This window comes from Nocardioides sp. 503 (genome assembly GCF_004522095.1).
In the GTDB taxonomy this organism is placed as follows: Bacteria; Actinomycetota; Actinomycetes; order Propionibacteriales; family Nocardioidaceae; genus Nocardioides.
This window is the reverse complement of sequence record NZ_SPUI01000003.1, coordinates 505492-530160: the sequence shown is the minus strand read 5'-3', so window position 1 is coordinate 530160 and position 24669 is coordinate 505492. Positions and strand designations below refer to the sequence as shown.

28 protein-coding genes are annotated in these 24669 nt (G+C 71.7%); 22 read left to right on the top strand and 6 right to left on the bottom strand.

Features of this window, described 5'->3' with window-relative positions; translation table 11 throughout:
• Positions 1–4: 4 nt before the first annotated feature.
• Positions 5–907, bottom strand: coding sequence for a hypothetical protein (locus tag E4622_RS09915; RefSeq protein ID WP_134740032.1), 903 nt, complete (start codon positions 905–907; stop codon positions 5–7).
• 196 nt (positions 908–1103) lie between these two features.
• On the opposite strand from E4622_RS09915, the gene E4622_RS09910 reads away from it, so the two are divergent.
• From E4622_RS09910 to E4622_RS09900, 3 genes are all read left to right on the top strand, one after another.
• A complete protein-coding gene (locus tag E4622_RS09910) occupies positions 1104–5459 on the top strand; it encodes a phosphodiester glycosidase family protein (protein ID WP_134740031.1) in 4356 nt (1451 codons plus the stop codon).
• A gap of 358 nt (positions 5460–5817) precedes the next feature.
• The gene (locus E4622_RS09905; RefSeq protein WP_134740030.1) at positions 5818–7086 is read left to right on the top strand and encodes a tyrosine-type recombinase/integrase; all 1269 of its coding nucleotides are present in this window, start codon (positions 5818–5820) and stop codon (positions 7084–7086) included.
• Positions 7087–7107: 21 nt separating this feature from the next.
• Complete coding sequence (locus E4622_RS09900; protein WP_134740029.1) at positions 7108–7350, top strand: hypothetical protein; 243 nt, start codon at positions 7108–7110, stop codon at positions 7348–7350.
• A 2-nt stretch (positions 7351–7352) separates the two neighbouring features.
• Here E4622_RS09900 and E4622_RS09895 read toward each other — a convergent pair whose 3' ends face one another.
• Genes E4622_RS09895 through E4622_RS09885 form a run of 3 tightly spaced genes read right to left on the bottom strand, consistent with a single transcriptional unit; the run spans position 7353 to position 8875 of the window.
• A complete protein-coding gene (locus E4622_RS09895; RefSeq protein ID WP_134740028.1) occupies positions 7353–7799 on the bottom strand; it encodes a hypothetical protein in 447 nt (148 codons plus the stop codon).
• Positions 7800–7838: 39 nt separating this feature from the next.
• Positions 7839–8132: a hypothetical protein gene (locus E4622_RS09890; RefSeq protein ID WP_134740027.1), complete on the bottom strand. Its 294-nt coding sequence runs from the start codon at positions 8130–8132 to the stop codon at positions 7839–7841.
• On the bottom strand, positions 8129–8875 hold the full coding sequence (locus tag E4622_RS09885) for a hypothetical protein (RefSeq protein ID WP_134740026.1): 747 nt from the start codon (positions 8873–8875) through the stop codon (positions 8129–8131). The genes E4622_RS09890 and E4622_RS09885 overlap by 4 nt, the downstream gene beginning before the upstream one ends.
• A 171-nt stretch (positions 8876–9046) precedes the next feature.
• Between E4622_RS09885 and E4622_RS09880 the strand changes: the two genes are divergently transcribed.
• From E4622_RS09880 to E4622_RS09860, 7 genes are all read left to right on the top strand, one after another.
• Positions 9047–9367 (top strand): helix-turn-helix transcriptional regulator, encoded by a 321-nt coding sequence (locus E4622_RS09880; protein WP_167736042.1) that lies wholly within the window; start codon positions 9047–9049, stop codon positions 9365–9367.
• Entirely contained in the window at positions 9364–9585 is a 222-nt protein-coding gene (locus E4622_RS09875; RefSeq protein ID WP_134740024.1) for a helix-turn-helix domain-containing protein, read from the top strand. The genes E4622_RS09880 and E4622_RS09875 overlap by 4 nt, the downstream gene beginning before the upstream one ends.
• Before the next feature lie 176 nt (positions 9586–9761).
• Positions 9762–9938: a hypothetical protein gene (locus tag E4622_RS22745; protein ID WP_167736041.1), complete on the top strand. Its 177-nt coding sequence runs from the start codon at positions 9762–9764 to the stop codon at positions 9936–9938.
• A complete protein-coding gene (locus tag E4622_RS23330; protein WP_134740023.1) occupies positions 9938–10234 on the top strand; it encodes a WhiB family transcriptional regulator in 297 nt (98 codons plus the stop codon). Before E4622_RS22745 ends, E4622_RS23330 begins: the two co-directional genes overlap by 1 nt.
• On the top strand, positions 10231–11346 hold the full coding sequence (locus E4622_RS09865; RefSeq protein ID WP_134740022.1) for a hypothetical protein: 1116 nt from the start codon (positions 10231–10233) through the stop codon (positions 11344–11346). The genes E4622_RS23330 and E4622_RS09865 overlap by 4 nt, the downstream gene beginning before the upstream one ends.
• Complete coding sequence (locus E4622_RS23325; protein ID WP_280633752.1) at positions 11346–11474, top strand: hypothetical protein; 129 nt, start codon at positions 11346–11348, stop codon at positions 11472–11474. The genes E4622_RS09865 and E4622_RS23325 overlap by 1 nt, the downstream gene beginning before the upstream one ends.
• Positions 11467–11820 (top strand): hypothetical protein, encoded by a 354-nt coding sequence (locus E4622_RS09860; RefSeq protein WP_134740021.1) that lies wholly within the window; start codon positions 11467–11469, stop codon positions 11818–11820. The genes E4622_RS23325 and E4622_RS09860 overlap by 8 nt, the downstream gene beginning before the upstream one ends.
• 23 nt (positions 11821–11843) lie before the next feature.
• Here E4622_RS09860 and E4622_RS09855 read toward each other — a convergent pair whose 3' ends face one another.
• Positions 11844–12584, bottom strand: a complete 741-nt coding sequence (locus tag E4622_RS09855) for a hypothetical protein (RefSeq protein ID WP_134740020.1) — start codon at positions 12582–12584, stop codon at positions 11844–11846.
• Positions 12585–12613: 29 nt separating this feature from the next.
• On the opposite strand from E4622_RS09855, the gene E4622_RS09850 reads away from it, so the two are divergent.
• From E4622_RS09850 to E4622_RS09825, 7 genes are all read left to right on the top strand, one after another.
• Positions 12614–13459, top strand: coding sequence for a hypothetical protein (locus E4622_RS09850; RefSeq protein WP_134740019.1), 846 nt, complete (start codon positions 12614–12616; stop codon positions 13457–13459).
• A 77-nt stretch (positions 13460–13536) separates the two neighbouring features.
• Positions 13537–14433, top strand: coding sequence for a hypothetical protein (locus tag E4622_RS09845; protein WP_134740018.1), 897 nt, complete (start codon positions 13537–13539; stop codon positions 14431–14433).
• Positions 14430–16214: a DEAD/DEAH box helicase gene (locus tag E4622_RS09840; protein WP_134740017.1), complete on the top strand. Its 1785-nt coding sequence runs from the start codon at positions 14430–14432 to the stop codon at positions 16212–16214. The genes E4622_RS09845 and E4622_RS09840 overlap by 4 nt, the downstream gene beginning before the upstream one ends.
• The gene (locus tag E4622_RS09835) at positions 16211–16495 is read left to right on the top strand and encodes a hypothetical protein (protein ID WP_134740016.1); all 285 of its coding nucleotides are present in this window, start codon (positions 16211–16213) and stop codon (positions 16493–16495) included. The genes E4622_RS09840 and E4622_RS09835 overlap by 4 nt, the downstream gene beginning before the upstream one ends.
• Entirely contained in the window at positions 16492–16659 is a 168-nt protein-coding gene (locus tag E4622_RS22740) for a hypothetical protein (RefSeq protein ID WP_167736040.1), read from the top strand. The genes E4622_RS09835 and E4622_RS22740 overlap by 4 nt, the downstream gene beginning before the upstream one ends.
• Before the next feature lie 94 nt (positions 16660–16753).
• The gene (locus E4622_RS09830) at positions 16754–16972 is read left to right on the top strand and encodes a hypothetical protein (RefSeq protein WP_134740015.1); all 219 of its coding nucleotides are present in this window, start codon (positions 16754–16756) and stop codon (positions 16970–16972) included.
• Complete coding sequence (locus tag E4622_RS09825) at positions 16965–17459, top strand: hypothetical protein (RefSeq protein WP_134740014.1); 495 nt, start codon at positions 16965–16967, stop codon at positions 17457–17459. The genes E4622_RS09830 and E4622_RS09825 overlap by 8 nt, the downstream gene beginning before the upstream one ends.
• A gap of 7 nt (positions 17460–17466) precedes the next feature.
• Here the strand turns inward: E4622_RS09825 and E4622_RS09820 are convergent, their stop codons facing one another.
• A complete protein-coding gene (locus E4622_RS09820; protein ID WP_134740013.1) occupies positions 17467–18036 on the bottom strand; it encodes a hypothetical protein in 570 nt (189 codons plus the stop codon).
• A gap of 63 nt (positions 18037–18099) precedes the next feature.
• Here E4622_RS09820 and E4622_RS09815 point away from each other — a divergent pair, with 63 nt between their 5' ends.
• From E4622_RS09815 to E4622_RS09800, 5 genes are read left to right on the top strand one after another with little or no spacing between them, the layout of a single operon-like run.
• On the top strand, positions 18100–18369 hold the full coding sequence (locus E4622_RS09815; RefSeq protein ID WP_134740012.1) for a hypothetical protein: 270 nt from the start codon (positions 18100–18102) through the stop codon (positions 18367–18369).
• On the top strand, positions 18366–18488 hold the full coding sequence (locus tag E4622_RS23320) for a hypothetical protein (RefSeq protein ID WP_280633751.1): 123 nt from the start codon (positions 18366–18368) through the stop codon (positions 18486–18488). Before E4622_RS09815 ends, E4622_RS23320 begins: the two co-directional genes overlap by 4 nt.
• Positions 18485–19132: a hypothetical protein gene (locus E4622_RS09810; RefSeq protein WP_134740011.1), complete on the top strand. Its 648-nt coding sequence runs from the start codon at positions 18485–18487 to the stop codon at positions 19130–19132. Before E4622_RS23320 ends, E4622_RS09810 begins: the two co-directional genes overlap by 4 nt.
• Before the next feature lie 37 nt (positions 19133–19169).
• Entirely contained in the window at positions 19170–23930 is a 4761-nt protein-coding gene (locus E4622_RS09805; protein WP_134740010.1) for a DNA polymerase, read from the top strand.
• On the top strand, positions 23927–24631 hold the full coding sequence (locus tag E4622_RS09800) for a hypothetical protein (RefSeq protein WP_134740009.1): 705 nt from the start codon (positions 23927–23929) through the stop codon (positions 24629–24631). The genes E4622_RS09805 and E4622_RS09800 overlap by 4 nt, the downstream gene beginning before the upstream one ends.
• Positions 24632–24669 lie beyond the last annotated feature (38 nt).

The following is a 24669-nucleotide window of genomic DNA, read 5'->3' as shown; positions in this document are numbered from 1 at the left end:
GGACTCATGCGGGAGGCCGGTCGAGGTCCTTGCGGAGGTGGACGTCGTCGATGCCTGCCCCCATGCCCACCACGGTGGTGCGGGCCCGGCGCTCGTGGCCGTAGAGGCGGCCCCGGAAGTCGCGCAGTCGGTGCTCTCGTGCGTAGGTCTCGAGGGCCGCCATGAAGGGGCGCGTCAGCCCCTTCCCACGATGCTCGGGGAAGAGGTCGATGGTGTTGCCGACGAGGTCGACCACGCCGTCGCGCTCGGCGAGCGTGCCCCAGAACCGGCCGACGGGGACGCCGTCGACCGAGGCCAGCAGGAGCACCTCGTCGGACGGCGGCGACTCGACCAGGCCGGCGAGGCGCTGCTCGACGGTGTCCATCGGCGCGCCCGGCTCGGCGAGCACCCCGGCCTGCGACATCCCCGAGCGCAGGATCTCGCGGGCGTCGGGGACGAACCGACGTCGCTCGTCGTCGTCCATCGCGCGGAGGCGGACCCGGCCGTCGTCGACCATCCTGCGGTCGGGGCCGTGAGCGACCGTCACGCCGACCCCGGTCATGGTGACGGTGAACCCCGCCTGCTGCAGCGGCGCCAGCAGCCGCGGGGAGACGGCGGTGACCAGGCTCCGGGCACCTCGCGTCACGGCGTACGACTCGATGGCGGCGAGGACGGCGAGCCAGCGGGGTGCGTCGTCGTCGTCCAGCGTGGTGTCGAGCAGCCGGATCGTCGTCCGGGCCAGGTCGGCGCGGTGGCTCAGGACGACGCCCCCCACGGCGACGTCCCCGACGACGACCTCCAGCGCCTCGACCTCCACCCCGTCCGAGGCGGAGGGATCGGGGAAGGAGGAGCCGCCTGCGGCGGCGTGGTGGGCGCGCCACTCCTCGACCGCCGCCTCGGACATGACGACCAGCTGCGTCTCGGGCATCGGCCCAGGCTAGTGCCCGGGCCTCGCGCCCGTGGGGCCGTCGATGGTGCGAGGTTCGGAGAGGCCCAGCGCTAAGAGGGGTCTTCACTCATCGTTTACCTGACGACGGCAGAGCGGTCGCGGCCCGGTGGTGCGCCGCTGCGTGAATCCTCCGGTACCGCGATCGCGGTGAAGACCCCCCACACGAGGTTGACGAATGACCCTGCCCTCCCGATCGGGCCGACCGCTGCTCCGATCATCCCTCTCCGCGCTCGCCGTCACGGCACTCGCCGCGGGCGTCCTCGGCGCCGCACCGGCGGAGCCGGCCCTGGCTGCCGCTCCGGTGGTCACGAGCGTCGCCGCCGCGGCGGCCGACGACACGACGGCACCCGACTCCCTGTCGCTCGTCGACGAGACCGAGACCGTCGGTCCCGGCATCACCCTGCGCAGCCTCACCCAGGTGACGCCGAAGGGCTGGTACGACCAGCAGATCCTCAAGGTCGACCTGGCCAACCCGGCCGTGACCAGCGACCTGCTGTCCGGTGAGCACGTCACCGACCGCAACGCGATCTCGAAGAAGGCCGACGAGGCCGGCGCCGTCGCCGGCGTCAACGGCGACTTCTTCGACATCAACAACTCGGGGGCGCCCCTGGGCGCCGCCGTGAAGGACAACGAGCTGCTCAAGTCCTCCGACTACGGCAGCTGGACGCACGTCGGGGTCGGCCAGGACGGCGTCGGCCGCGCCGTCGACATGGCGCTCGACGCGAAGGCCACGTTCGGCGGCGCCGACCACGCGGTGATCTCGCTGAACGCGTCGAACACCCTGGCCGGCTCGCCGGCCGGCTCGATCAGCGCCTACACCTCGCGCTGGGGCAGCGCCAGCCGGGCCATCGCCGTGAGCGGCGCGACCGACGTCGCCTCGGTGCTGGTGCGGGGCGACGTCGTCGTCTCGGTGGACCCGGCCGCCGCCGGCACCGGCCCGATCCCCGAGGGCGCGTTCGTGCTGGTCGGGCGCGAGGCGGGCGCCGCGGCGATCCGCACGCTCGTGCCCGGTGACGCCGTGACGCTCGGCTACGAGCTGAGCGACACCCTGGCCAAGCAGATGAAGTTCGTGATCGGCTCCAACCGCGAGCTCGTGCGCGACGGTGTCGCGCGGCCGGACTCCGAGCTGGACAACGACGTGCACCCCCGCACGGTCATCGGCTTCAAGGACGGCGGCCGGACGATGCTGCTGGTCACGAACGACGGCCGCCAGTCGCCGATCAACGGCATGACGATGCGAGAGCTGGCGGCGTTCATGGTCGGCCAGGGCGCCGAGACGGCATGGAACCTCGACGGCGGCGGCTCCACCACGATGGTGGCGCGCGCCCTCGGCGAGACGGCCACCTCGGTGCGCAACCGTCCCTCCGACGGGACCGAGCGGCTCGACCCCAACGGCGTCGGCGTGTTCGTCGCGCCCGGCACCGGGAAGGCCGAGGAGCTGGTGGTCACGCCGGGCACCGGCAAGGCGAAGGTCTTCCCCGGCCTGCACCGCACCCTGTCCGCCAAGGCGATCGACGACCACCTGACGCCGGTCCCGCTCGCGCGTGGCGACGTCCGCTGGAGCACGTCGGCCGGCATGGTCGACAGCGGGCTGCTCGCCGCACCCGCCGACGCGAGCGGCACGATCACGGTCAAGGGCACCGCCGACGGCAGCCAGGGCGTCGCGCGCGTCCGGGTGCTGCGTCCGCTGCGCAGCCTCGAGCTCTCGACCAACCGGATCGCGATCGCGGACCCCGTGCCGGCGAACGCCGTCCAGCTCCGCGTCACCGGCCGTGACGGCCAGGGCTTCACCGCCCCGGTCGAGGCCGCCGACCTGGACCTCGACTACGACCGCCGCATCATCAAGGTCACGCCCTCGGGCACCGGCCTGAGGATCACGCCCCTCACCGACGGCGGCACCGTGCTGGTCCTCAGCGCCGGCGGCCGGACCACCCGGCTGCCGATCACGGTCGGCGTGCAGACCGTGCGCCCCTACGCCTTCGACGACGAGGCCGCGGGCTCCGGGCGCTGGACGAGCAACAGCTCGGCCGGCTCCACGGTCGCGATCACCAAGGACCCCGAGGGCGTCCGCCTGGACTTCAGCGCCACCCGCAACAAGGGCATCACCGCCGCCGGAGTGCCGGCCCGCTGGGTCGAGATCCCTGGGCAGCCGCTGCGCGTGCGGGTCAAGATGAAGTCCAGCGTCCTGGTCCCGTCCGGCCTCACCTACGCCGGCTTCTGGGACGCCGCGGGCAAGTCCCACGGCCTCTACGGCACCGGCCTGGTGGCCTCCGACCAGTGGCAGTACGTCACGTTCACGATCCCGTCCACGGCGACGTACCCGATCCGCTTCAACTCCTTCCAGGGCATCAACACCGCGGTCAGCCAGCAGGAGGCCGGCCACTTCGTCTTCGGCGGGATCGAGGCCGACGTGCCGTCCGAGATCGAGCTGCCCGGCCAGGAGCCGCTGCTCGCGGACCCGCTGTTCTCACCCGACGGTCGCGTCGACGAGGAGCGGGACTGGAGCTTCGCGACCCTGTCGGACGTGCAGTTCACCGCCGCCCAGCCCGAGCTGACCAAGGTCGCGATCGCCGCCCTGGCGCGGATCCGCGCCCAGAAGCCCGACCTGATCGTGCTCAACGGCGACATCGTCGACCGCGGCCTGGCCGAGGACGTCACGCTCGCGCGCCAGACCCTCGAGGCCGGCGGTTGCGACCTGATCGGCCTGGGGGAGGAGCCCCAGGCCGAGAGCACGCCGGACCCCGCGTCCGGCACCGTGCCGTGCTACTACGTGCCGGGCAACCACGAGTCCTACGGCGTCGGCAACGTGCAGTCGACGCTCGACGCGTGGGAGGCGGAGTTCGGCCAGCCCTACCGCACGTTCGACCACAAGGGCACGCGGTTCGTGCTCCTGAACAGCGCCCTGGGTTCGCTGCGGGGCTCCGACTGGGACCAGCTGCCGATGCTGCAGCAGGCCCTCGACACCGCGGCCGACGACCCGGCCGTCGACAACGTCATGGTCTTCGCCCACCACCCGGTCGAGGACCCGGCGGAGACGGACGCCAGCCAGCTCACCGACCGCATCGAGGTGCGACTGGTGGAGAAGCTGCTCACCGACTTCCGCGAGGAGAGCGACAAGGGCGTCGCGATGGTCGGCTCGCACGCACAGATCGCGAGCGTCCAGCGGCTCGAGGGTGTGCCGTTCGTGGTGCTGCCGTCGTCCGGCAAGTCGCCGTACGGCACGCCCGACCGCGGCGGCCTCACCGGCTGGCTGAGCTGGGGCGTCGACCGGGACGCCTCGGCGGGGGAGCAGTGGCTGACCGCCGACGTCCGGGCGTTCTCCCAGGAGACCGTCGTCGACGCGCCGGAGACTCTCGAGGTGAGCCGCAGCGCGACCGTCGGCGGCCACGTCGTCCAGCCGTCGGGCGTCACGCCCGGCAGCCGGGTCGTGCCCCTGGCCTTCCCGGTCTCGGTCCACTGGTCCGGTGACCCGGGGCTGGCCATCGGCTCCGGCGACGCCGCCGTCGAGTCGGCCCGCGCGGGCAAGAAGATCGCGATCCTCGACCCCGAGACCCGTCAGCTGACGGGTCTGCGCACGGGCGCGGTCACGCTCAGCGTCACGAGCGACTCGATGCGGGAGTACACCGACGCGGCCTCGACCGCACCGGTCACCGGCCAGCGGACGGTGCAGGTCGTGGCGTACGCCGGACCGGGCTCGCGCATCGACGCCCCGGCGCCGGTCTTCCCGACGCAGCCCGTCGGGACGGTCGGTGTCGGCCAGCGCGTGACGGTGACCAACAGCGGCGACCAGCCGCTGCGGATCACCAAGCTCGCGATCGCGGCGAAGGGCAGCAGCCCGGCCGGCGAGTTCGTCCTGGCCGGCGAGCAGTGCGTCGACGTCGAGATCGCGCCCGGCGCGACCTGCGAGGCGCTGGTCCGCTTCTCCCCGTCGGCGGCCGAGGTCACCTCGACCGCGGAGCTGGTCGTCACGGCCAACACGCCCGAGGGGCGCTTCGAGGTGCCGCTCACCGGTCTGAGCACCGGGCCTCTGAAGGGCGAGCCGGGCGAGCCGGGCCAGGACGGTCCGACCGGTCCGACGGGTCCGACGGGTCCGACGGGTCCCCAGGGTCCGACGGGTCCGCAGGGTCCCGGAGGCGAGTCCGGCACGCCGGGCGCCACCGGCCCCCAGGGTCCGGCCGGTCCCCAGGGCCCGCAGGGCCCGCGCGGTCCGCTCGGTGCGGTCACGTTCGGCGCCGCGCAGAAGGTGGTCACCGTCCAGCGCGGCCACCGGGCGCGGATGACCTTCACCGTGCGCAACAAGACGTCGCGCGTGCTCCGCTCGACCGTGAGCGCGCGGACGCCGGCGGCGCTGCGCGCCTCGGGCAAGCGGGTCGTCCGGGTCCCCGGCGTACGCGCCGGAGGGGTGCGGAAGGTGACCCTCTCGTTCGCCATCGGCCGGAAGGCCGCCCTCGGCGGGCACCGGGTGCGGGTCACGCTGCGCGTCGGTGACCGCACCGTGACGCGCGTCGTGCGGGTGCGCGTGCGGCGCTGAGAGCACCCGAGCCGCCCCCGACCTGCCGTCAGGTCGGGGGCGGCTCGCGTGCGTCGGCGGGCCCACCCGCCGATCGCCGGGCTGGTCGCGGCCGGTCTGGCGGAGCGCCCGCCGCACCCTGACCGCCGTACGGGAGGTGGCGCCGGAGGCCGCCTCCTCCGGCGCTGAGGCGGGGCGAGGCGGAGACCGTGCCCCAGGCAGGAGTCGAACCTGCGACCTTTCGCTTAGGAGGCAGAAGGTGACCTGCGGGCGATGGACGCTTGCCCGCCTGAGAGTGCGGGTTTCTGGGGGTCCACCGGGGGATTTGGAGGGATACTTGGCTACAGAGATGGCTACATTTTTGGAGTAGACTTCACCCATGGCGAAGCGGCGCGAGTACGGCGAAGGCAGCGTCTACCAGCGCCAGAGCGACCGCCGCTGGATCGCCACCATCGAGGTGGGGGAGACCGCGGCCGGGACGCGCCGGCGCATCACGGTGTCAGTGAAGTCGACCGGCAAGCCCAAGGTGGATCGCGCCGCCGTGGTGAAGAAGCTGCGCGACAAGCGCCTGGCAATCGAGGCCAGCGGCACCCCGACCCAGTCGGCGCGCACGACGGTCAAGCAGTGGGCACTGGCGTGGCTGGACATCAAGAAGCGCACCCTCGCGCCCCGCGGGTACAACGCCGCCGCCTCGCCGGTACGTCGGTGGATCATCCCGACCATCGGGCACAAGCGCCTGGAGACCCTGACCCCGGCCGACCTCCGCGCGGTCGCCGACGCCCAGCGCCAGGCCGGCCGCAAGGAGGCCACCGCGGCCGCCACCCACCGCACGCTGCTCAACCTGCTGCGGGCCGCGATCGTCGAAGGCCACCAGGTGCCGCAGCGCGTGCTGCTCGTCCCGGCGCCCAAGACCGCCCAGAGCGACCGCATGGACCTCACCCTGCCCGAGTCCGTCGCCTGCCTGCGCGTCGCCGCAGACCTGCCCCACGGGGTGCGCTGGGCCATGGCGCTGCTCTACGGCCCCCGCCAGGGCGAGGTGCTCGGCCTCACCGAGGACTACGTCGACTTCGACGCCCACGAGATCCGCCTCGAGTGGCAGCTAGACAACCTGCCCTACAACGTCGCCCGCGACCGCACGTCGGGCTTCCGGGTGCCCGACGGCTACGACGCCCGCCAGCTCGTCGACTCTTGGCACCTGGTGCGACCCAAGTCGAAGGCCGGGGTGCGGGTCCTGCCGATGACGCCCGCCTTCGAGACCGCGATGCGCGCGTGGCTCGAGCAGCGGCCGGCGAACCCCTGGGGGCTCGTCTTCCCAGCTGCGTCGGGTCGCCCGGCGAACGACAAGAGCGACCTCGCCGAGTGGTACGCGATCCAGGGCGCCGCGGCGCTGGCGACGTACGACGACCGCACCGAGCTCGGGCCCGTGCCGGTGGGCCACCCGGCTGGGCGCTACTTCAAGATCCACGAGTGCCGCAACGTCACCGCCACACAGCTCGGCGAGGCCGGCGTCGACCCCGAGGTCATCAAGTCGCTGCTCGGGCACTCGACAGCTGCGCAGTCGGGGGAGTACCGGCGCATCCACCGCGCGCCCAAGCTTGAGGCGGTCGAGCTCGTCGCTTCGGCGCTGCAGTACGGCCAGCCGGCCTGAGTGGCGGATACGGTGAGGGCCATGGGCCACATGAAGATCAATGACGACGTGTACGAGCTGGGCGACAAGGACCTCGACGAGCTGCGGACGCTCCTCACGAATGCCTTCGCGTCGAAGGGCGGGGTCTGGCTGAACGTCAGCCTCAGCAACGTCTCGGACGCCGGTACTAGAGCGGTGTGGGTGAGTCCTGCGCACAACATCGAGATCCAGTACGACGAGGTCCAGACCTACGACGCACCGTCGATCGGCACGCCGCCCGAGTAGCACTACACCAGGATCGTGGCCATCTGCTCGGCCATGTAGGCCCGCTCGCGCGGCGCCAGACTACTGAGCCGGACGTTCAGGATCGGCTCGTCAACCCAGAGCTCGTCGGCGGCCTGCTCGACGTCGGCGCGGTGGAACGCCAGGGCGTGCCCGATCTTCCTCACCGAGGGGATGAGCAGGCGTGACACCTTCCGGTCGATGGTCAGCTCCTCGTACAGCCGGCGGTGGGCCGGGTAGGGCCCGCGCAGGATGTGCTGGGTCTCGTGCGCGATCGTGCACCGGCGCTCGGCCTGGTCCATGCCGTTGGCGAGCAGCACGCGCTTCGCGTCGAACTCGGTCCTGCCGAGCGTCCCGGCCGGCAGGTCGTCGGTCCACTCGAGCTTCCACTCGGTCAGCGTGGAGAAGACTCGCCAGGGGTGGTGCTGGCGCGGGGAAGGCGTGCGTTGCATGGCGGGGACGCTAGGTGGCGCCGCCGACACCGACTTCGATCAGCGGGGCGTCGGGTGGGCTGCGATCTCCGAGGGCTTGGGCCGGTTCTCGTCCTCCCACATGTCCAGCAGCTCGTCGACGCTGCGGTCGCACTCGAAGTCCGGCGGGGTGGCGAGCTGCTCGTTGAGGCTCAGGTTGGACTGATCGGCCTCCGCCTCGTCGCACGTGTCGAGGTAGTGGCTGAAGTAGGACTCCGCCTTGTCGCGCTCCGGGTCCCGGATGAAGACGGCGTAGACAGCCACGGCAGCGATCACAAGCACTCCGGCGGTCAGCAGCGCGAGCATGGCTTTCATCGGGGCTCCACGTCATCGGGGTCGTCGGCCGGCGGCTCGCCAGCCTGCTCGGCGTCCTTGCGGCGCTGCTGGCCGGCCGAGGGCTTGCCGGTGGTGCGCGCGGCGTCAGCCAGTGAGTCGTAGTGGAAGCGCGGATCGTCGGGAGTGTCGTCGTGCCGGTCTTCGTCGGGCATGCCGTACGTGCCGAACTTCAGCTCCCTCTCGTCCGGGATGTTCGCGCCATCGAAGATCGCCTCCAGGAGGGCGTCGTAGTTGGCGGTGTAGAAGACGTCGGCTGGCACGCGGGGGCTGCTCTCTTCGTGCAGGGCGTGGAGAAGGATCCGCAGCCTGTCCTCGAGGCCAGTGCCGGAGACGCCGTGCACTACTAGGTTGCGAGCGCTGGTCAGGACCTCGTTCGCCTGGACGAACTGGCGCACCAGGCCTAGCACGACCTCGCGCTGCTGGGGCGTCAGCGAGTCGGCCCCTTCGGGTAGTTGGTCGGCGAGCTTCGCCCGCGGCACTGGACGCTCGGCGGCCTTGTAGACCTGGGCGGCAGGCACGCCGGCAAGCACCGACAGCGCGTCGAGTGTCGACGCCTTGGGCGTCGATCGGTAGGTGCCGGCGATGATCTTGTCGACCGTCGTGTAGGAGAGCGTGAGGCCCTTCGACTTCGCGACGCGGTCCAACGCACGGCCGCCCGCACCGCCGTTGCGGTCGACGGCGAGCTGCGCGATCTGCTGCAGCGTCATCGCCTCGTCGGTCATGCGGAAGATCCTCCGGGAAGTGTTCTCACTGGTGCGAACCACCAGAACATTTTTCAGGATAAGTGAATCCTGAAACTGAGCCTCTGACCTGGACCTTTGGCCGCGAGCCTTGACAATAGAATGGGGATTGGAGCAGACTTCACTTGTCAAACCAACCAAGGGGGGTCGAAGATGAACACCAAGCGCAGGCCGAAGAAGCGATTCGACAGGAGCACGTGGATGCGAGTGCTGGAGAACAAGACGCTGGTGACGGCTCGCAAGCGCGCCGGCTACACCCAGTACGACCTCGCCGCCCTGGCGAAGTGCACCCAGGCCACCATCTCCGCGCTCGAGACCGGCGCCATGCGGGGCTGTTCCGAGGACCTCGCCAAGACGATCGCGAAGTGGCTCGACCGCGACGTGGAGGAGCTCTTCGAGCGCCATGATGGCTCTCGCTTGCAGCGAGTGACAAACGCATCCGGCTCCACCCGTCGGGAGGCCGCGGTCGCATGACCCACCCCTCGCGCAAGGCAGCGCCGGCCAACGACGGGCCGCTCTTCTTCACGCTCAAGTCGGCCGCCGCCCTGTGCGACGTGTCGGTGGACGTGCTGCAAGAGGCCGTCAAGGCGGGCCGCCTGCGCGGGAAGCGCACCGGCACCAACGGGGGAGGGCTCTACCTCTTCTCCCGCGCCCAGCTCGAGGCCTGGTTCGAGGACCTGGTCGACGCCTAGCTCCACAGAACAGCAGCGCCCCCGTCCGGCGTGCAAGGCCAACGACGGGGGCGACAACTACTGACCGAAGGATATCCGATGACCTACGCCGACAAGCTGATGTTGCTGGCTCTTCTCCACGGCGCGCTGCTGGTCGGCTGCCTGTGCACCATGGCCAGCCTGCCGCGGAGCGCGCGATGAACGAGCCGAGCCCTGCCTGCCCGCGCTGCCTCGACGCCAGCGTCGTGCTGACGATCGAGGACCGCGATCTGGTCTACGTCCCGTGCCCGGACTGCGCCGCCCCTGCCACCGCACCGGCGGAGACCTCGACCCCCGCCGCCGGTGCGGTCCTCGTGCAGGAGGTGCCTTGCTGATGGCACTCCACCGACAGGACCGCAGCGTCCAGACGGCGGGTGAGCCCAGCGTCGACATCCACGGGCTGCCGCTCCCGCCGGCGTGGATCAGCTCGGCGATGTGCGCCCAGGTCGACCCCGACGGCATGTTCCCCGAGCAGGGAGGCAACCCAGCCGCGCTCAAGGCCGTCTGCGCCCGGTGCCCGGTCGTCACCCCGTGCCTGGACCACGCCCTCGACCGCCAGGAGCCCTACGGCATCTGGGGCGGGAGGTCCGCCGCCGAGCGCCGCCGGATCCTCCGCAAGGCAGCGTCATGACGCGCTCCGTGAAGCGCGGTGCGTACCGGCGCACGTGCCGGACCTGCTCCTGGACGGGCACCTACGACACCGCCGCCAAGGCGTCGCACGCCAAGCGCCGCCACTCCTGCTCCCGCTGGCTGGCAAAGGCCGCAGCCGCCGAGCGCGGCCAGGCCCGGCTTGCCGCTGTCGATCGGACCCCCAAGCCCTGCCTGCACAAGCAGGCCAACCACCAGCACGGCACCTACGCCTGCTACACCCTCGACGCGTGCCGGTGTGAGCCGTGCTGCGTCGCAGTCTCCGTCTACGAGACCGAGAGGGTGCGACAGCACGCCTACGGTCGCTGGAACGGGCTGGTCGACGCCGAGCCGGCGCGCATCCACGTGCGGCGTCTCATGGCTGCAGGCATGGGACTCAAGCGGATCTGCGCCGTTGCCGACCTCTCGTCCGGGGTCATCTGGAAGCTGCTGTACGGCTGCCCCCGCGTCGACGGCACCCGACGACCGCCGCAGAAGCGCCTGCGCCCTGCAACGGCGGACCGGATCCTGGCGGTGGAGCTCGATCTCGCCGACGGCGCGAAGGTCGCTACCACCGACACCGCGCGGCGCCTGCAGGCGCTGGTGGCTCTCGGGTGGTCGATGTCCAAGCTGGGCACGCGGCTCGGCTGGACCCCCGGAAACTTCAACCCGGTGGTCAACGGCACCCAGCGTGAGGTCACGGTGCGGACCGCGAAGGCCGTGCACAGTCTCTACCTCGCGCTGGTCGACCAGGCACCGCCCGAGGACGAGTGGCGCGACAGGATCGCCGCGTCGCGGGCCCGCAACCTCGCCAGCGCGCGCGGCTGGGCCAAGCCCCTGCGAATCAACGGCCGAATCCACATCGGCTCCGCGCTGCCGCTGCCCGACGACGCGCTCGAAGTCGTCGACACCTCGGCCGACGCGGACGACTACGACGAGGCGGCAGTGCTGCGCAGGCTCAGCGGCGACCGCACGGCGCCGCTCACCAAGGACGACCGCGTCGAGATCGTGCGACGAGCGCGAGCGGACGGCTGGTCTCTCCTCGACATCCAGGACCGGGCCGGCATCACGAAGCCCGAGCGCTACCTCGGCCTCGCTCAGCAGGAGGCGTCCTGATGCCCCGTGCCAAGCACTTCACCATCTGCGACCGCTGCGACCAGCCGATCCAGATCAACGCCCGCTACGTGATCCGCCGTGGCAAGGCCATCCACCCCGACTGCGCACCAGGAGCCGACGATGAGTAACCCGCCCACCCTGCAGCCCACCGACCCGCCTCCCGTGGAGGTCCCGGCCGGCAGCAACGACCGCCTCTCGCAGCTGCACGCCGCCTACGCCGACAAGAAGGCGGCGGCGGACGCGGCAGCCGCCGAGCTGAAGACCATCACCGACGCGCTCAAGGTCGAGCTGACCAACGCCGCCGGTCCCGCGGCCCGCAAGATCGAGCTCGTCGGTCCCGACGGCCCCAAGCTGCGGCTGTCCTACAGCGAGACCTGGCGCTTCGACTCCAAGCGCTTCAAGGCCGAGGACCCCGAGACCTACGTCCGCTACGCCGTCCAGGGCGGCAGCTGGACGCTCAAGGCGGGGTCGTGAGGACGTTCGCACCAGCTCCGGCTCTAGCCCAGCCCGATCGCCTTGATCACGGCTTCCCCGCCCTCGAGCGCACCTTGTGCCATCACGCGGCCGAACGCAGAAATCGCAACCTCACGCGTGGCTGTGCGCAGTCGCGACCTCGTGGGTTCCTCCAGGTCGTCGGATTCCGCGTAGGCCGCTGCCTCCTCAACGACCGTGGCAACGGATTCAGACGCGGCGGTCTCACCGAAGTGACCCACTGCGCCCGCCATCTTGAGGGCCAGGTCGATCTGCCAGAGAAGGTGCTGTCGTGCCATGTCCTGGGAGTCGATGGACTCGACCAGATCGCGGAGCTCGATCAGTCGTTGGAGGACGTCCTGCATCCGACTCGCCTGCAGGACGGCCGATTCACCCAGCGCGTCCACTACGTCTGCTACCAGACGCAGTCGTACAAGTTCATCCTCCCCGATGAACTCACCCTGCTCGCGGGCCTCCGGCACGAACCAGCGCGTCCTGGGCATCCAGACGTACGCGTAGTAGTTCGCCACATCCTTCCGATAGGACTCGACCGAACGACCCGACTTCGCGAGGTGATCCATCAGGGCCTCGAAGCGTTCAACTGCGCGGTGCAGGTCCCCCTGGTGGCGCCAGAAGTCGAGCTCGTCGAAGTCGACCGTTCCGCTGGACGTCAGTTCGCGCTCCCTCGTCGCGAAAACCGATTCCCCCGTCGGAGCCGGACAGAGTGTCTCCAGAAGGTCCGCGAGTTCGCGGGCGGCGTTCGTCATGCCGGGACTGTACGTCCGCAGGTGACCCCGTGACCGTCACCGACCCGATCAGCCCTGCCGAGTTCATGTCGACCGCGCCCAAGGCGGTCGGCGGGTCCTCGCCGTGGGGCAGCCGGTACGCCGCCGAGCTGCGCCGGGTGTTCATGGAGCAGGCCGCGCAGGCGCCGCGCACGCTGCAGCAGCACCTCGGGCCCTCCGAGCTCGGTGTCGAGTGCGACCGCCAGGTGGCAGGCAAGATCGCAGCGCTGCCCTACACCAACCACGTCGTGGACCCCTGGCCCTCGATCCGCGGCACCGCGCTGCACGCCTGGGCCGCGGACGCCTTCGTCGCCGACAACGACCGCACCGGCCTGCTGCGCTGGATCGCCGAGCAGCGCGTCACTCCGCACCCCGACCACCCCGGCACCGCCGACCTCTACGACGCGCTCGAGCAGGCCGTCGTCGACCACAAGTTCCTCGGCGAGTCGTCCATGGCAAAGATCCGCAAGGACCCGCCGCGCAAGTACGTCGTACAGCTGCTCCTCTACGGGCTCGGCTACCACCTGCTCGGCCTGCCCGTGCGGCGCATCGCGATCGCCGCCTACCCGGCCACCGCGGGCAGCCTCGACGGGCTCTACGTCTGGGACCGCCGCTTCCTCGACGAGACCGGCCAGGTCGCGCCCGAGAACGTCGAGCTGCTCACCACGGTCTTCGGCGACACCGACCGCCGCAAGCACCAGGCCGACGATCTCATGGGCGGCCGGCTCACCTTCGAGCAGATCCCGGCCACGCCCGACTCGGACGAGTGCTACTTCTGCCCGTTCTACCGCCCGCAGTCCGCGCGCGACGGGGGCCCTGGTTGCCCCGGCAGCACCAAGAGCTCCGGCCCGGGCTAGTCCCGCGTCGGCCGCCGACACCCAGCACTTGTGCCGGCACCACTCCACCTCACCTTCCATGTCACCAGGAGCACCGCATGTCGCAGCAGCCGTACGCCCCGCAGTACCCCCAGCCGCCCGTCCAGGGCTACCCGCAGCAGCCGGTCCAGCAGCCCTACCCGGCGCAGTACCCCGCCGCCCCGGCCCAGGCCTACCCGCCGCAGCCCCAGCAGTACGGCGCCCCGCAGGCGCCCCAGGCGCCGACGCAGCCGCTCGCCCAGGGCAGCATCGACGACTTCTACAACCAGCCGTCCGTGGGCGGTGGGCCGTCGCTGAGCTGGACGGACAAGAACACCAACCAGCCCAAGCCGATCGGGACGTCGTACGCCGGCATCGTGGCGCGCGACGTCACCAACGCCGACGTGCAGCAGCAGACCGACTTCCGGACCCAGGCGCCGCTCTTCTACAAGGACGGCCGCCCCAAGTTCGCGATGAAGGTCCCGCTCAAGCTGCAGCCCAGCGCGGAGTTCCCCGACGGGGAGGCGAGCTGGTTCGTCAAGGGCCAGGCCCGCGACGAGCTGGTGCGCGCGATGGCCGAGGCGGGCTGCTCGGGATCCCCGACGGCCGGCGCGGTCATCGAGGTGACGCTGGTCCAGCGTCGCAACACCGGCGCGGGGATGAACCCGGCGAACATCGTGCAGGTCCGCTACACGCCGCCGGCTGGCACGGGGGCTCCTTCCCCGGCGCCCGTCCAGCAGCAGGTCCCGGTCCAGCAGGCCGCCCTGGCTCCGCAGCCGCAGGCCCAGCCCGCCCCGGAGCAGACCTACCAGCAGCCGGTGCAGGCCCAGCCGGCGTGGTCCGAGCAGCCCCAGGCCCAGCCCGTGCAGCAGGCGGTGGCCCAGCCGGCACCGCAGGCGCCCGCGGGTCTGAGCCCGGAGCAGCAGCAGCTGCTGGCCCAGCTCACCGGTGGCGGACAGGCGCCCGCGGGTCAGTGACTGCCATCCACGCGGAGACCGACGCCGGCTGCCAGGACCTGATCCTGGTGGCCGGCTCGGTCGGCGACCCCACGCACGAGGGCGTCGCCCGAGCGGCCAAGCGGCTCAAGCTGCTGACCCCGCTCTTCTCCACCACCGAACCGGCCGGGGCCCTGCGCACCCCGCTCACATGGGCAGCCGTCGTGCAGCTCTCGGCCACCTTCGGCACCAACTTCGTGCCCGGCCCGCGACTCTGCGAGTGGATCACCGCCCAGACGCTGGCGCGCACCACCGCGCTGCCCGTCGACGAGCCGCTCGACATCGAGCTGCCCGCGGGGCTGGTGCCGCGGCCCTACCAGGTCGACGGCGCCCGCGAGATCGCCCGCACGGGCCGTCAGCTGATCTTCGACGAGCCACGCACCGGCAAGACCATCACCACCATCCTCGGCCTGGCGCTGCGCTCCGGGCCTGGCCACCTCGGCGGCCTCCCGATCCTGGTCGTCTGCCCTGCCTCGGTCGTCGACCCGTGGGTCGAGGCCTTCAACGCGTGGGCGCCCTACTGGAAGGCCGTCGCCTGGCGCGGCACCCCGAAGAAGCGCCACGCGCTCGCGGGCACCGCCGACGTCTACGTCACCAGCTACGACACCGCCCGCCAAGACACGCCCGTCATCGCGAAGGGCAGCGCGCTGCTCGACCTCGACGCGCGCAGCCTGGTGGTCGACGAGTCCCACTTCGTGAAGAACCCGCACGCCGGCCGCACCAAGTCCGTGCAGCGCCTGGCCCGCGACGTCACTACCTTCGTCGCGCTGTCGGGCACCCCGATCACCCACCACCCCGGCGACCTCTGGCCGGCGCTGCGCTGCCTCGAGCCGCACGCCTGGCCGAGCCGCGAGCGTTGGGTCAACCGCTACTGCCAGACGTTGCCGGGCGATTACGGGGACGAGATCCTCGGCCTGGCGCGTCATGCCGAGCCGGAGTTCCGCCTGACGCTGCTCGGCCAGCACCGCCGCATCGCGCGCGCCGACGTCATGGGCCAGCTGCCGCCCAAGACCTACAGCGTGCGCACCGTCGACCTGCCTGCGAAGTGGCGCAAGGCGTACGACGACATGGAGTCGCAGATGCTCGCCGAGCTGCCCGACGGCTCCGAGATGTCGGTGATGAGCGTGCTGGCGCAGCTGACCCGGCTCTCCCAGCTGGCCTCCGCGCCGGCGAACGTCGTCACCACGGTCGACGAGAACGAGCTCGGCCCCGACGGCATGCCGAAGGTGCACACCGAGGTGACGCTCGAGGCCCCCTCGTGGAAGGTCGACGCGCTGCTCGAGGTGCTCGACGAGCGGCCGGGCGAGAAGGTCGTGGTCTTCGCGCCGTCGCGGCAGCTGATCATGCTGGCCGGCGCCGCAGCCGAGAAGGCCGGCCACCGGGTTGGCTACATCGTCGGTGGCCAGGCCCAGGGCGTGCGCACCGAGACGATCCGCAGCTTCCAGCACGGCGACCTCAACCTGATCTGCGCCACGACCGGCGCCGGGGGCACGGGCATCACCCTCTCGGCCGCCGGGACGCTCCTGTTCCTGCAGCGCCCCTGGTCGCTCGTCGAGTCCGTCCAGGCCGAGGACCGCGGCGAGGGCGACATGGAAGCCACCCACGGCACCGAGGTCATCGACGTCGTCGCCCGCAACACCATCGACACCCGCGTGCGCGCCGTGCTGCGCGAGCGCGCCGGCCAGCTGGCCGACCTGGTCCAGGACCCCCGCATCGTCGCCGAGCTGCTCGGCGGCACCACGACCGAGAGGAAGAGCGCATGAAGACCATCAAGCCATGGGGCGGCCGGGGCACGACCCGGGCCGGCGAGTTCAAGGGCTACTGCCGCCTGGTCGAGAAGCGCCTGCTCACCGAGCTCCGGAGCAACGGACTGCGCGAGGGTCAGGTCGCCCGCGAGGGGAGCCACTGGGACGCGAAGCTCGGGGGCGAGGCGGCACACGTGCAGTGCAACCTCGAGCTGCCCGACGCGACCCTGTTCGACGCCCACATGGACCAGGTCCACGACCAGGCGACGGAGCGCACCCGCGCACAGGCCGCGTCATGAGTGCTTGGTTCGAGCGCGACCCGCAGGGAGTGGAGATCTGCCCGCTGTGCGGCTGCCCGGTGCAGCGGACCGCAAGCGGCACCCTCGCCGACGGCATGACGGCGCACCGCAAGGTCGTGCACGCCGACGAGCAGGTCCCGCAGCTGACGGGGGCGAGCTCGTGACGCGCCTGCTCGAGGTCCTCGGTGCGCTGGTCATCGCCTTCGGGGTGCTCGACGGCTACACGAACACCTTCGCCAACTTCGTAGCGAGGGTCCTGTGATCGCGCTGTGGATCGGCTCCCACGACACCCACGCCGAGGCCGTCACCGCGGCGGCGAAGGCCGCGCGCCTGAACCGGCGTCGTCACCAGGTGCGGCGGCTGCGCTCCACCTGGCGCCTCGGGCAGGCGTGCATCGAGTTCGGCGCCGGCCCCGAACGCTGGCACGTCTTCACCGCGGGGCTGCTGCCCACGCAGCGAGGAGGCGACCGTGGCTGAGCGTCGCGTCATCGGGGTCGACCCCGGCCCGGTCCCGGGCATGGTCGAGCTGCGGTTCGTCGACGGCCGCCTGGTCGGCGTCGAGGTCGTGCAGTGCTCACACGGCATCGCCGCCGAGGTGTTCAGCGCGCTGCTCGGCTCGGCCTACGCCACCCCGACGCTGGTCCAGGTCGAGCGGTTCGTCGTCGGCCGGTCGTCGATGAAGAGCGCCGAGCCGGGCGCCATCACCCGCGACATGGTCGGCGCCCTCGGGCTGGCCTTCGAGGACTACGACTCCACCGAGAAGGGCCGGCTCGGCGGCCGGTTCCTCCAGCGCTCGGCCTCCCAGGTGAAGCCCTGGGCCACCGACGCCCGCCTCGAGATCGCCGGCCTGCTCGAGGCCACCAAGGGCATGCGCCACGCCAAGGACGCGGCCCGCCACGCACTCTTCGCCGCCTGCAACGACGGCGGGATTCCCGACCCGCTCAGCAAGGACTGGACCCGATGACCGGCGATCAAGCTATGCCGTCTACCTCCTCATACCCCTCGGGGTCCTCAAGCCATACGGATGCGATCGCGCTCAATTGTTTGGCACTTTGCTTCGCATTGGCCGTTCCATTGGTATCGCCGACGTACAGCAGTGAGTACGCCTTATCGATGTCCCGGTGCAGCGCTGGGGCGAGCCCACGGGAATTTGCGCTCACCAGCATGAATGCGCGGCTGAGTTCGCTTGCCCACTCGTCCCATCCCGGGGCCTCGTCGTGGCTAGGCACCATGAACATGCTGCGCGTCGCGACGGCCTGGAGTGCCACCACGGATTGCCGCAGCTCGGTCTTCCGTGACTGTTCGCGCTCATGGGCGAACGTGGCTGCGAGCTGCTCGCGTTCGTGTTCCAAGGTGGCGGTCAGTTGGCCTCGCTGCGCCCTAAGGGTGAGCCACACCGCCAGCCCGGTTACGGCCGCGCCAATGAAACCGCCGACGAACCCGTCGAAGCCGTACTGCCACCACCAGTCCAAGTCACTGGGGTTCAGGCGCGGCTCCTGCATGGGGCCCACCGGACCGATCTCGTCCATCCACTTCGTCACGCCCAGGACCGTACGCGGACCTGGCCTGCTCCACAGCCGATCGACCCACCCCAAGGAGACCCGATGAGCAACAAGCCCAACCCCGCCGAGGCGACCGCGTACCTCCAGGTCCGTCTCGCCCGGACCAGCACCTACAGCGCGTCCGAGGCCAAGGTCGTCGCGGTCACGCAGCGCAAGCCCGAGGACCCGCAGCCCGGCTGCATCGTGGTCAAGGTCAAGTTGCGGATCCCCGTCGAGGGCTGGGACCCGTTCGAGCCCGAGGCCGTCATCGATGTGCCCGCCGACCTGGTCCAGCACCTCATCGCCGTGGAGGCCGAGGACCCCATCCAGTGACGCCCCGTCCTGCCGTGCCCGAGGGCCGCTTCGGCTGCCCGCTTTGCCCCCAGCGCTTCGTCGTCCTCGGCGACAAGAAGCGCCACATCCGCGAGACCCACCCCAAGGAGAACCGATGACCATGACCCCCACCCCCGAGCAGTTCCTCGCGATGCGCGAGCCCGACGAGGACGAGACCGAGAACGGGATGGCTCCCTGGGAGCAGCAGATCCTGGACGAGGTCAACGCCGAGAGGGCCGACCCGCTGGAGTCGATCGCCGCGTCGCTGCGCCAGCTGGTCGGCGCCCTCCAGGAGGACAAGGACGAGGAGCAGGCGCCCGACTGGCTGCGCGAGTCGCTGGACGACCTCCAGGCCAAGCACGAGGTGCTCGTCCAGCTGGTCGAGGAGATCGAGGCCATCGTGAAGCCCTCGACCAGCAAGCTGGCCAACACGGTACGCCAGACCATCGGCCGGTGGCGCGCGCCCGAGGCGTCGGCCGGGGAGCCGGTCGAGGACGAGAAGCCCGGCGGCCCGGGGGCGGTGCAGTGCGGGCTGTGTGAGCGCTACTTCGCCGACCAGGACCTGCTCGAGCGGCACGTCTGCGGCGCGGGGCCCATGGTGCCGGCGGCCAACGCCGCAGAGATGGGCCACCGCCCGCCGGCTGCTGACGCCGGTGTCGAGGAGTGGCGCAAGTACGCCCGGAGCCTCGGCCACGAGGTCAGCGACCAGACCAACCGCTCGCAGATCCGCACGCTGCTCGGCCTCCCGCACCACGACGCCTGATCCTCCGCCCACGTCCCAAGGGAGCAAACGCCACCTCATGACCGAGGCACCCCGCACCTTCGCCGAGCACGTCGCCGACTACGCCTTGGCCGGCTGGCCCTGCATCCTGCCCGTGCCGGCCGCGACCAAGACCCCCCCGCCGGTCGGGTTCACCGGCGCCGACGGGCGCGACACCGGCCCGATGGACCTGGTCGACTGGGTCGCTCACTTCCCGCACCACTCGATCGCCCTGCGGATGCCCGAGGACGTCATCGGAATCGACGTCGACCAGTACCTCAAGGGAACGGTGCAGAAGCACGGCGCCGAGACCCTGGGCCACTTCCTGCAGCGCTGGGGTCCCCTGCCGGCGACCTGGTCGAGCACCGCGCGGGAGCCGGGCGGCCCGAGCCGGATCTACTTCTTCCGGGTCCCGGTACGGCGCTACGCCACCAAGCTCGACACCGGCACCACCAGCGACGTCGAGATCATCCAGCGCCACCACCGCTACGCCGTCGTCGCGCCGTCCCCGCACAAGGGCGCCGGCCAGCCCTACGCCTGGTACGACCCCACGGGCGCCGTCAGCGACAAGCCGCCCAAGCCCGACGAGTTCCCCGACCTGCCGCCCGCCTGGGTCGAGGGGCTCACCGAGGGCGCCACCCTGGCCGGCCCCGCGGCCGCCGACCGCTCCAGCGGCGAGGCGCTGCTCGACCAGTTGCTGGACGACTGGCGCCCCGAGTGCGCCGACATCACCTCGGCGCGGCTCCAGGCCGCCGACGAGCTCACCCGCGCCGACGCCGGCTCGCGGCACGACACCATGACCGCCCGCGTGCACCACCTGGTGCAGCTGGCCGCCGGCGGGCACACCGGCGTCGCGCACGCCGTGCTCGAGCTCCGGGACGCCTGGGCCACCCTCACCGCCGGCGAGGACCGCGGCGAGGAGCTGGAGCGGATGCTGCTCACCTCCGCCCGCAAGGCCGTCACCGTGGTCGGACAGGTCCAGGTCCCGTCCGACCCCTGCCTGATGATGGCCGACGGCTTCCCGCTGCCGCCGCTCGCGCCCGGCGACCCCGGCGAGGGCGACCCCGAGCTGCAGATCGTCGAGCCTCCGCGCTGGGCCGGCGTGCGCCAGGTGATCGGCGCCCACGCCTTCGACCCCAACGCCGGGCTCGACCAGCCCCTGGCCGAGGCCGTGCTCGGGCGCACCTTCCCGGCACTGCGCTACGCCTACGACTCCGACGGGTGGCTGCTGCGCGCGCCGCAGCGCTGGGAGCTGCACAAGCGCCTGAGCCCCTGGGCCGTCGCACAGGTCGCGCCGCTCATGCCGGTCGGCGACCCCACCGCCGAGAAGGGCACCGACCCCTTCGAGCGCGCGAAGCGCCGGGCCCGCTTCATGACCGCGGCCGGTGCCGGCGCGGTGGCCAAGATGATCGACAGCCTGGTGGCCGGCGGGATGCACCCCGTCGCGCTGGCGCTGGCCGACCTGGACTCCGACCCCGAGGTGCTCTGGGCCGGCGGGATGCCGTGGTCCCTGCGCGCGAGCCTCGAGGGCCCGACGCTGGCGCTGGTCGACCCGGCCACGCCCCACCTGCACACCGCCGGCGTGACGCCCGAGAAGCGCCCGACGCCGCTGTGGGACGCGTTCCTCGCCGCGGTGTGGCCCGACCCGGAGATCCGGGCCTGGGCGGTGCGGGTCCTGGCGATCGCGCTGACCGGCTACGCCGACCGGGCGCTGCCGATCCTCATCGGGGAGACCGGCCGCGGCAAGACGCAGGTCATCCACCTCCTGATGAGCGTGCTCGGCTCCTACGCCCACGCCGCCGACTCCAGGCTGCTCACCCCGGCCGGCGAGAACGCCCACGCCTCCATCGTGTTCGCGCTCAAGGGCCGCCGGCTCTCCTTCATCGACGAGGGCCCGCGCGAGGGCCGGGTGGCCCAGGAGCGGCTCAAGCAGCTCACCGGCGGCGGCGAGCTCACGGCCAACCAGATGAACCAGAACCCGATCACCTTCCGGCCCAGCCACACCCTGGTGCTGACCACCAACGACGAGCCGCCGCTCACCGACCCGGCCGTGCGGTCCCGCTCGCGGCTCATCCCCTGTGAGGGCGACCCCGAGGCCATCAGGCTGGCTCGCGCGGCCATCGGGCACGTCTCCAGCACGGCCTGGCGCACCGAGGCCCCCGGCGTGCTGGCCACGATGATGGCCGAGGCCGCGGCCTGGCTGGCCGGCCCCTCCACCGGCCTGGTCACCGCGGCCCCGGAGAGCATCCGCTACCTCGCCGAGAACATCGGCGCCGAGCAGGACCCGATCTCCACGTGGGTCGCCGAGGAGACCGAGCCCTTCGAGCCGGGCACCTCGAGCAGCGAGCTCTACCAGGCCTTCGTGGCGTCCTGCCGGCGCAACGGGATGAGGCCCGACACGGTCCCCAGCGTCACGAAGTGGGGCAAGGTGCTGACCCGCCTGGGCTACCTCCCGGTGCACTCGCGCAACGGCAAGGCCAGGCAGCTGCGGGTCCGCTCTGGAGGCTTCCTGCCGGGCATGGGACCCGTGACGGGTTCGGACGAGGCAACCCGTCACGCCCCGCCGGCACCGGCCGCGGGTCGGGCGCCCGAAACGCCGATTTCCGTGGATTCGGGCCCCTCGGACGAATCCACGGGACCCGTCCACAGCTCGACGGGGGGTGCGGTGACGGGTTGTGACGGGTTGGTGACGGGTTCAGAGACCAACCCGTCACAGACGTTTCCGCAGGTCAACCCCAATGAATCCGTGATCGGTGACGGGTGTGACGGGTTTGAACAGTTCCCTACGTACATGCAGGCGAGCGCGCAGGCGCACAAGGCCGCGACCGGAAAATCGCTTCAACCCGTCACACAGTCCGTCGACGACGTGCTGGAGGGCATGCCTAAGCCGCCCGCCAAGCCGATGCGCGAGCGGTCCGCTGAGGCCACCGCGAAGGCCGCTGCCCTGCGTGAGGAGAAGCGGCTGGCGGCGATCGCCGAGGCGGCCGGCGCCGCGGTGACCCTCCCCGCGGTCCTCACCCGCGACGGCGCCATCCGCGAGTGCGGCACCGCCGAGGCCGACCTGCTGCTGGCGACCATCACCGGCGAGGCCGGCGACGGCGCGCTGACGGTCGACGTCGAGCACACCGGCTACCCGGTAGGTCACGAGCTCTTTCGCCTGCGCACCGTGCAGCTTGGCAACGAGCACCTGGCGCTGGTGCTCGACCCGCACGCCGCCGACCAGGCTGACGTCGTGCGACGCCACCTCGCCGCGGCTCGCGCGCTGCACGCCCACTCGGCCACCGCAGACCTGGTGCCCCTGGTGGACGCCGGCCTGGCCGACGCCGAGGACGTCTGGGCCAAGATGCTCGACACCGGGATCCTGGCCAAGCTCTCCGATCCCGCCTCGGCCGGCAACGACGCCGACCTCAAGAGCCTGTCGAAGGCTGTGCTGCGCGACCAGGCGCTCTCCGCGCCGGCCGACGAGGCCCGCAAGGCGCTGTTCAAGGCCGGGAAGTGGCTCACCGACACTGAGGTCACCACGCCCATCGAGCGCTCCGGCTGGGCCCAGGTCGACCACGGCACCGAGACGATGGTTCGCTACGACGGCTCCGACGTCCTCGACTGCGCCGCCATCGCCCGCAGCATCGAGCGACCCGCACTCGAGGTGCTCGAGCGCGAGCGGGCCGTGCAGCGCATGACCGCCCGCGTCAGCCACCGCGGTATCCGCCTCGACGGCGACCACGTCCACCGCCTGCACGCCGAGCACACCGAGGCCCGGGCCCGGCACGCCGAGCACGTGCGCAGCTACGGCATCGACAACCCCGGCAGCAACGACCAGGTCGGGGCCGCGCTGATCGGCCTCGGCGCTCCGCTGCCCCGCACGAAGACCGGCAAGCCCTCGGTGGCCGCCGGCGTCCTGGACCCGATGAAGGACGCTGAGGGCGACGTCGGCGACCTGGTCCGCGCCGTGCTCGACTACCGCCACCACAACACCGCGCTGGTCCTGCTGCTCGAGCCCTACCGCGAGCTCGTCACCCGCGGCGACGGCCGCGCCCGCCCGACGATCTTCACCCTCGGCGCCGACACCGGCCGCATGTCCAGCTCAAGGCCCAACGTCCAGCAGGTCTCCCGCGAAGGCGGCATGCGCGCCTGCTTCACCGCCGACCCCGGTCATCTGCTGGTCTCGGCCGACTTCGCCGGCGTGGAGCTGCGCGTGGCCGCGGCCCTCAGTCAGGACGCTGGCCTCGCCGCGCTGATGAGCGACGCCGACCGCGATCTGCACTGGGAGGTCGCCCGCCTGGCGTTCGGCCCCCAGGCCACCAAGGCCCAGCGCTACGCCGTGAAGCGCGGCGTCTTCGGCCGGATCTACGGCGGGGGAGTGGCCGCCGTGGCAGCCGGCGTCGGAGTCACCCACCCCGTGGCGCAGTCCGTCATCGACGCCATGGACGCCCTGACCCCCGGGCTGACCGAGTGGTCCCGCATGGTGCGAGAGGGCGTCGAGTCCGGACGCACCCAGTTCCCCGCCTACTCCGGCCGGACCATCCACCTGCCCACCCGGGCCCCGCACGCCGCGCCCAACTACTGCATCCAGGGCACCGCCCGCGAGCTCCTGGTCGACGCCCTGCTGCGGTGGCGAGAGACCCGCTGGGGCGAGGCGACGCTCTTCCCGGTGCACGACGAGCTCGTGGTCGTGGTCCCCGAGGACGAGGCCGAAGCCGCCACCGAGGCGCTCGTGGCCTGCATGACGACCGAGCTCTACGGCGTCCCGATCATCGCCGACCCCAGCACGCCGACCTACTCCTGGAGCGACTCATCGTGAGCGACCACCTGCGCCCCGACCTGGACGTCCACCTGATGATCGCCGAGCTGACCCGGCCTTCGACACACCGCGAGCCCTACGTGCTGCAGTCCGGTGCGACCAGCTGGCGACAGCACCACCTCACCCGCGTACCCGCACTGGTGCACCAGCTCCTCGGGGCCGCACCCGCCAGCTCCGACAGCGAGTCAGGCAGCGCCCCGAAGTCCAAGCCCGCAGCACGCATCGAGGCGCTGGACACGATCATGCTCATCGACGACGAGGCCGGCGAGTGGATCGACCGCCTCGGTGGCATCATCCCCTCGGACACCATCGACCTCGACACCCAGCTCACCGTCGGTGGCTCGGGCACCATCGCCCGGCTGGCACGCCTGCACGGCCTGCACGCTGGGCTCGAGCGGTGCGTCCACGACCACGGCCGCCGTGACGAGGGGACCTGGTGCTGCCTGCGCCACCACCTCGAGCACGACGTACGACGGTGGTGGCACCAAGCCCGCATCATCACCGGCTGGGACAGCGCGCCCTACCGGCCCTTCAACACCTGCCCCGTGTGCGAGCACCGAGGTGGACTGAGGATCAACCTTGAGATGCAGGCCGGCTTCTGCGTGGAGTGCCGCTCGATCTGGGACGTCACCCAGATCGGGCTGCTCGCCGAGCACATCCGCACCGAGAACGCCGAGGCGCCGGAGCAGACCAGTGCTTGACCTCACGGACAACAGGGTGCACACTGAATCCGACCTCT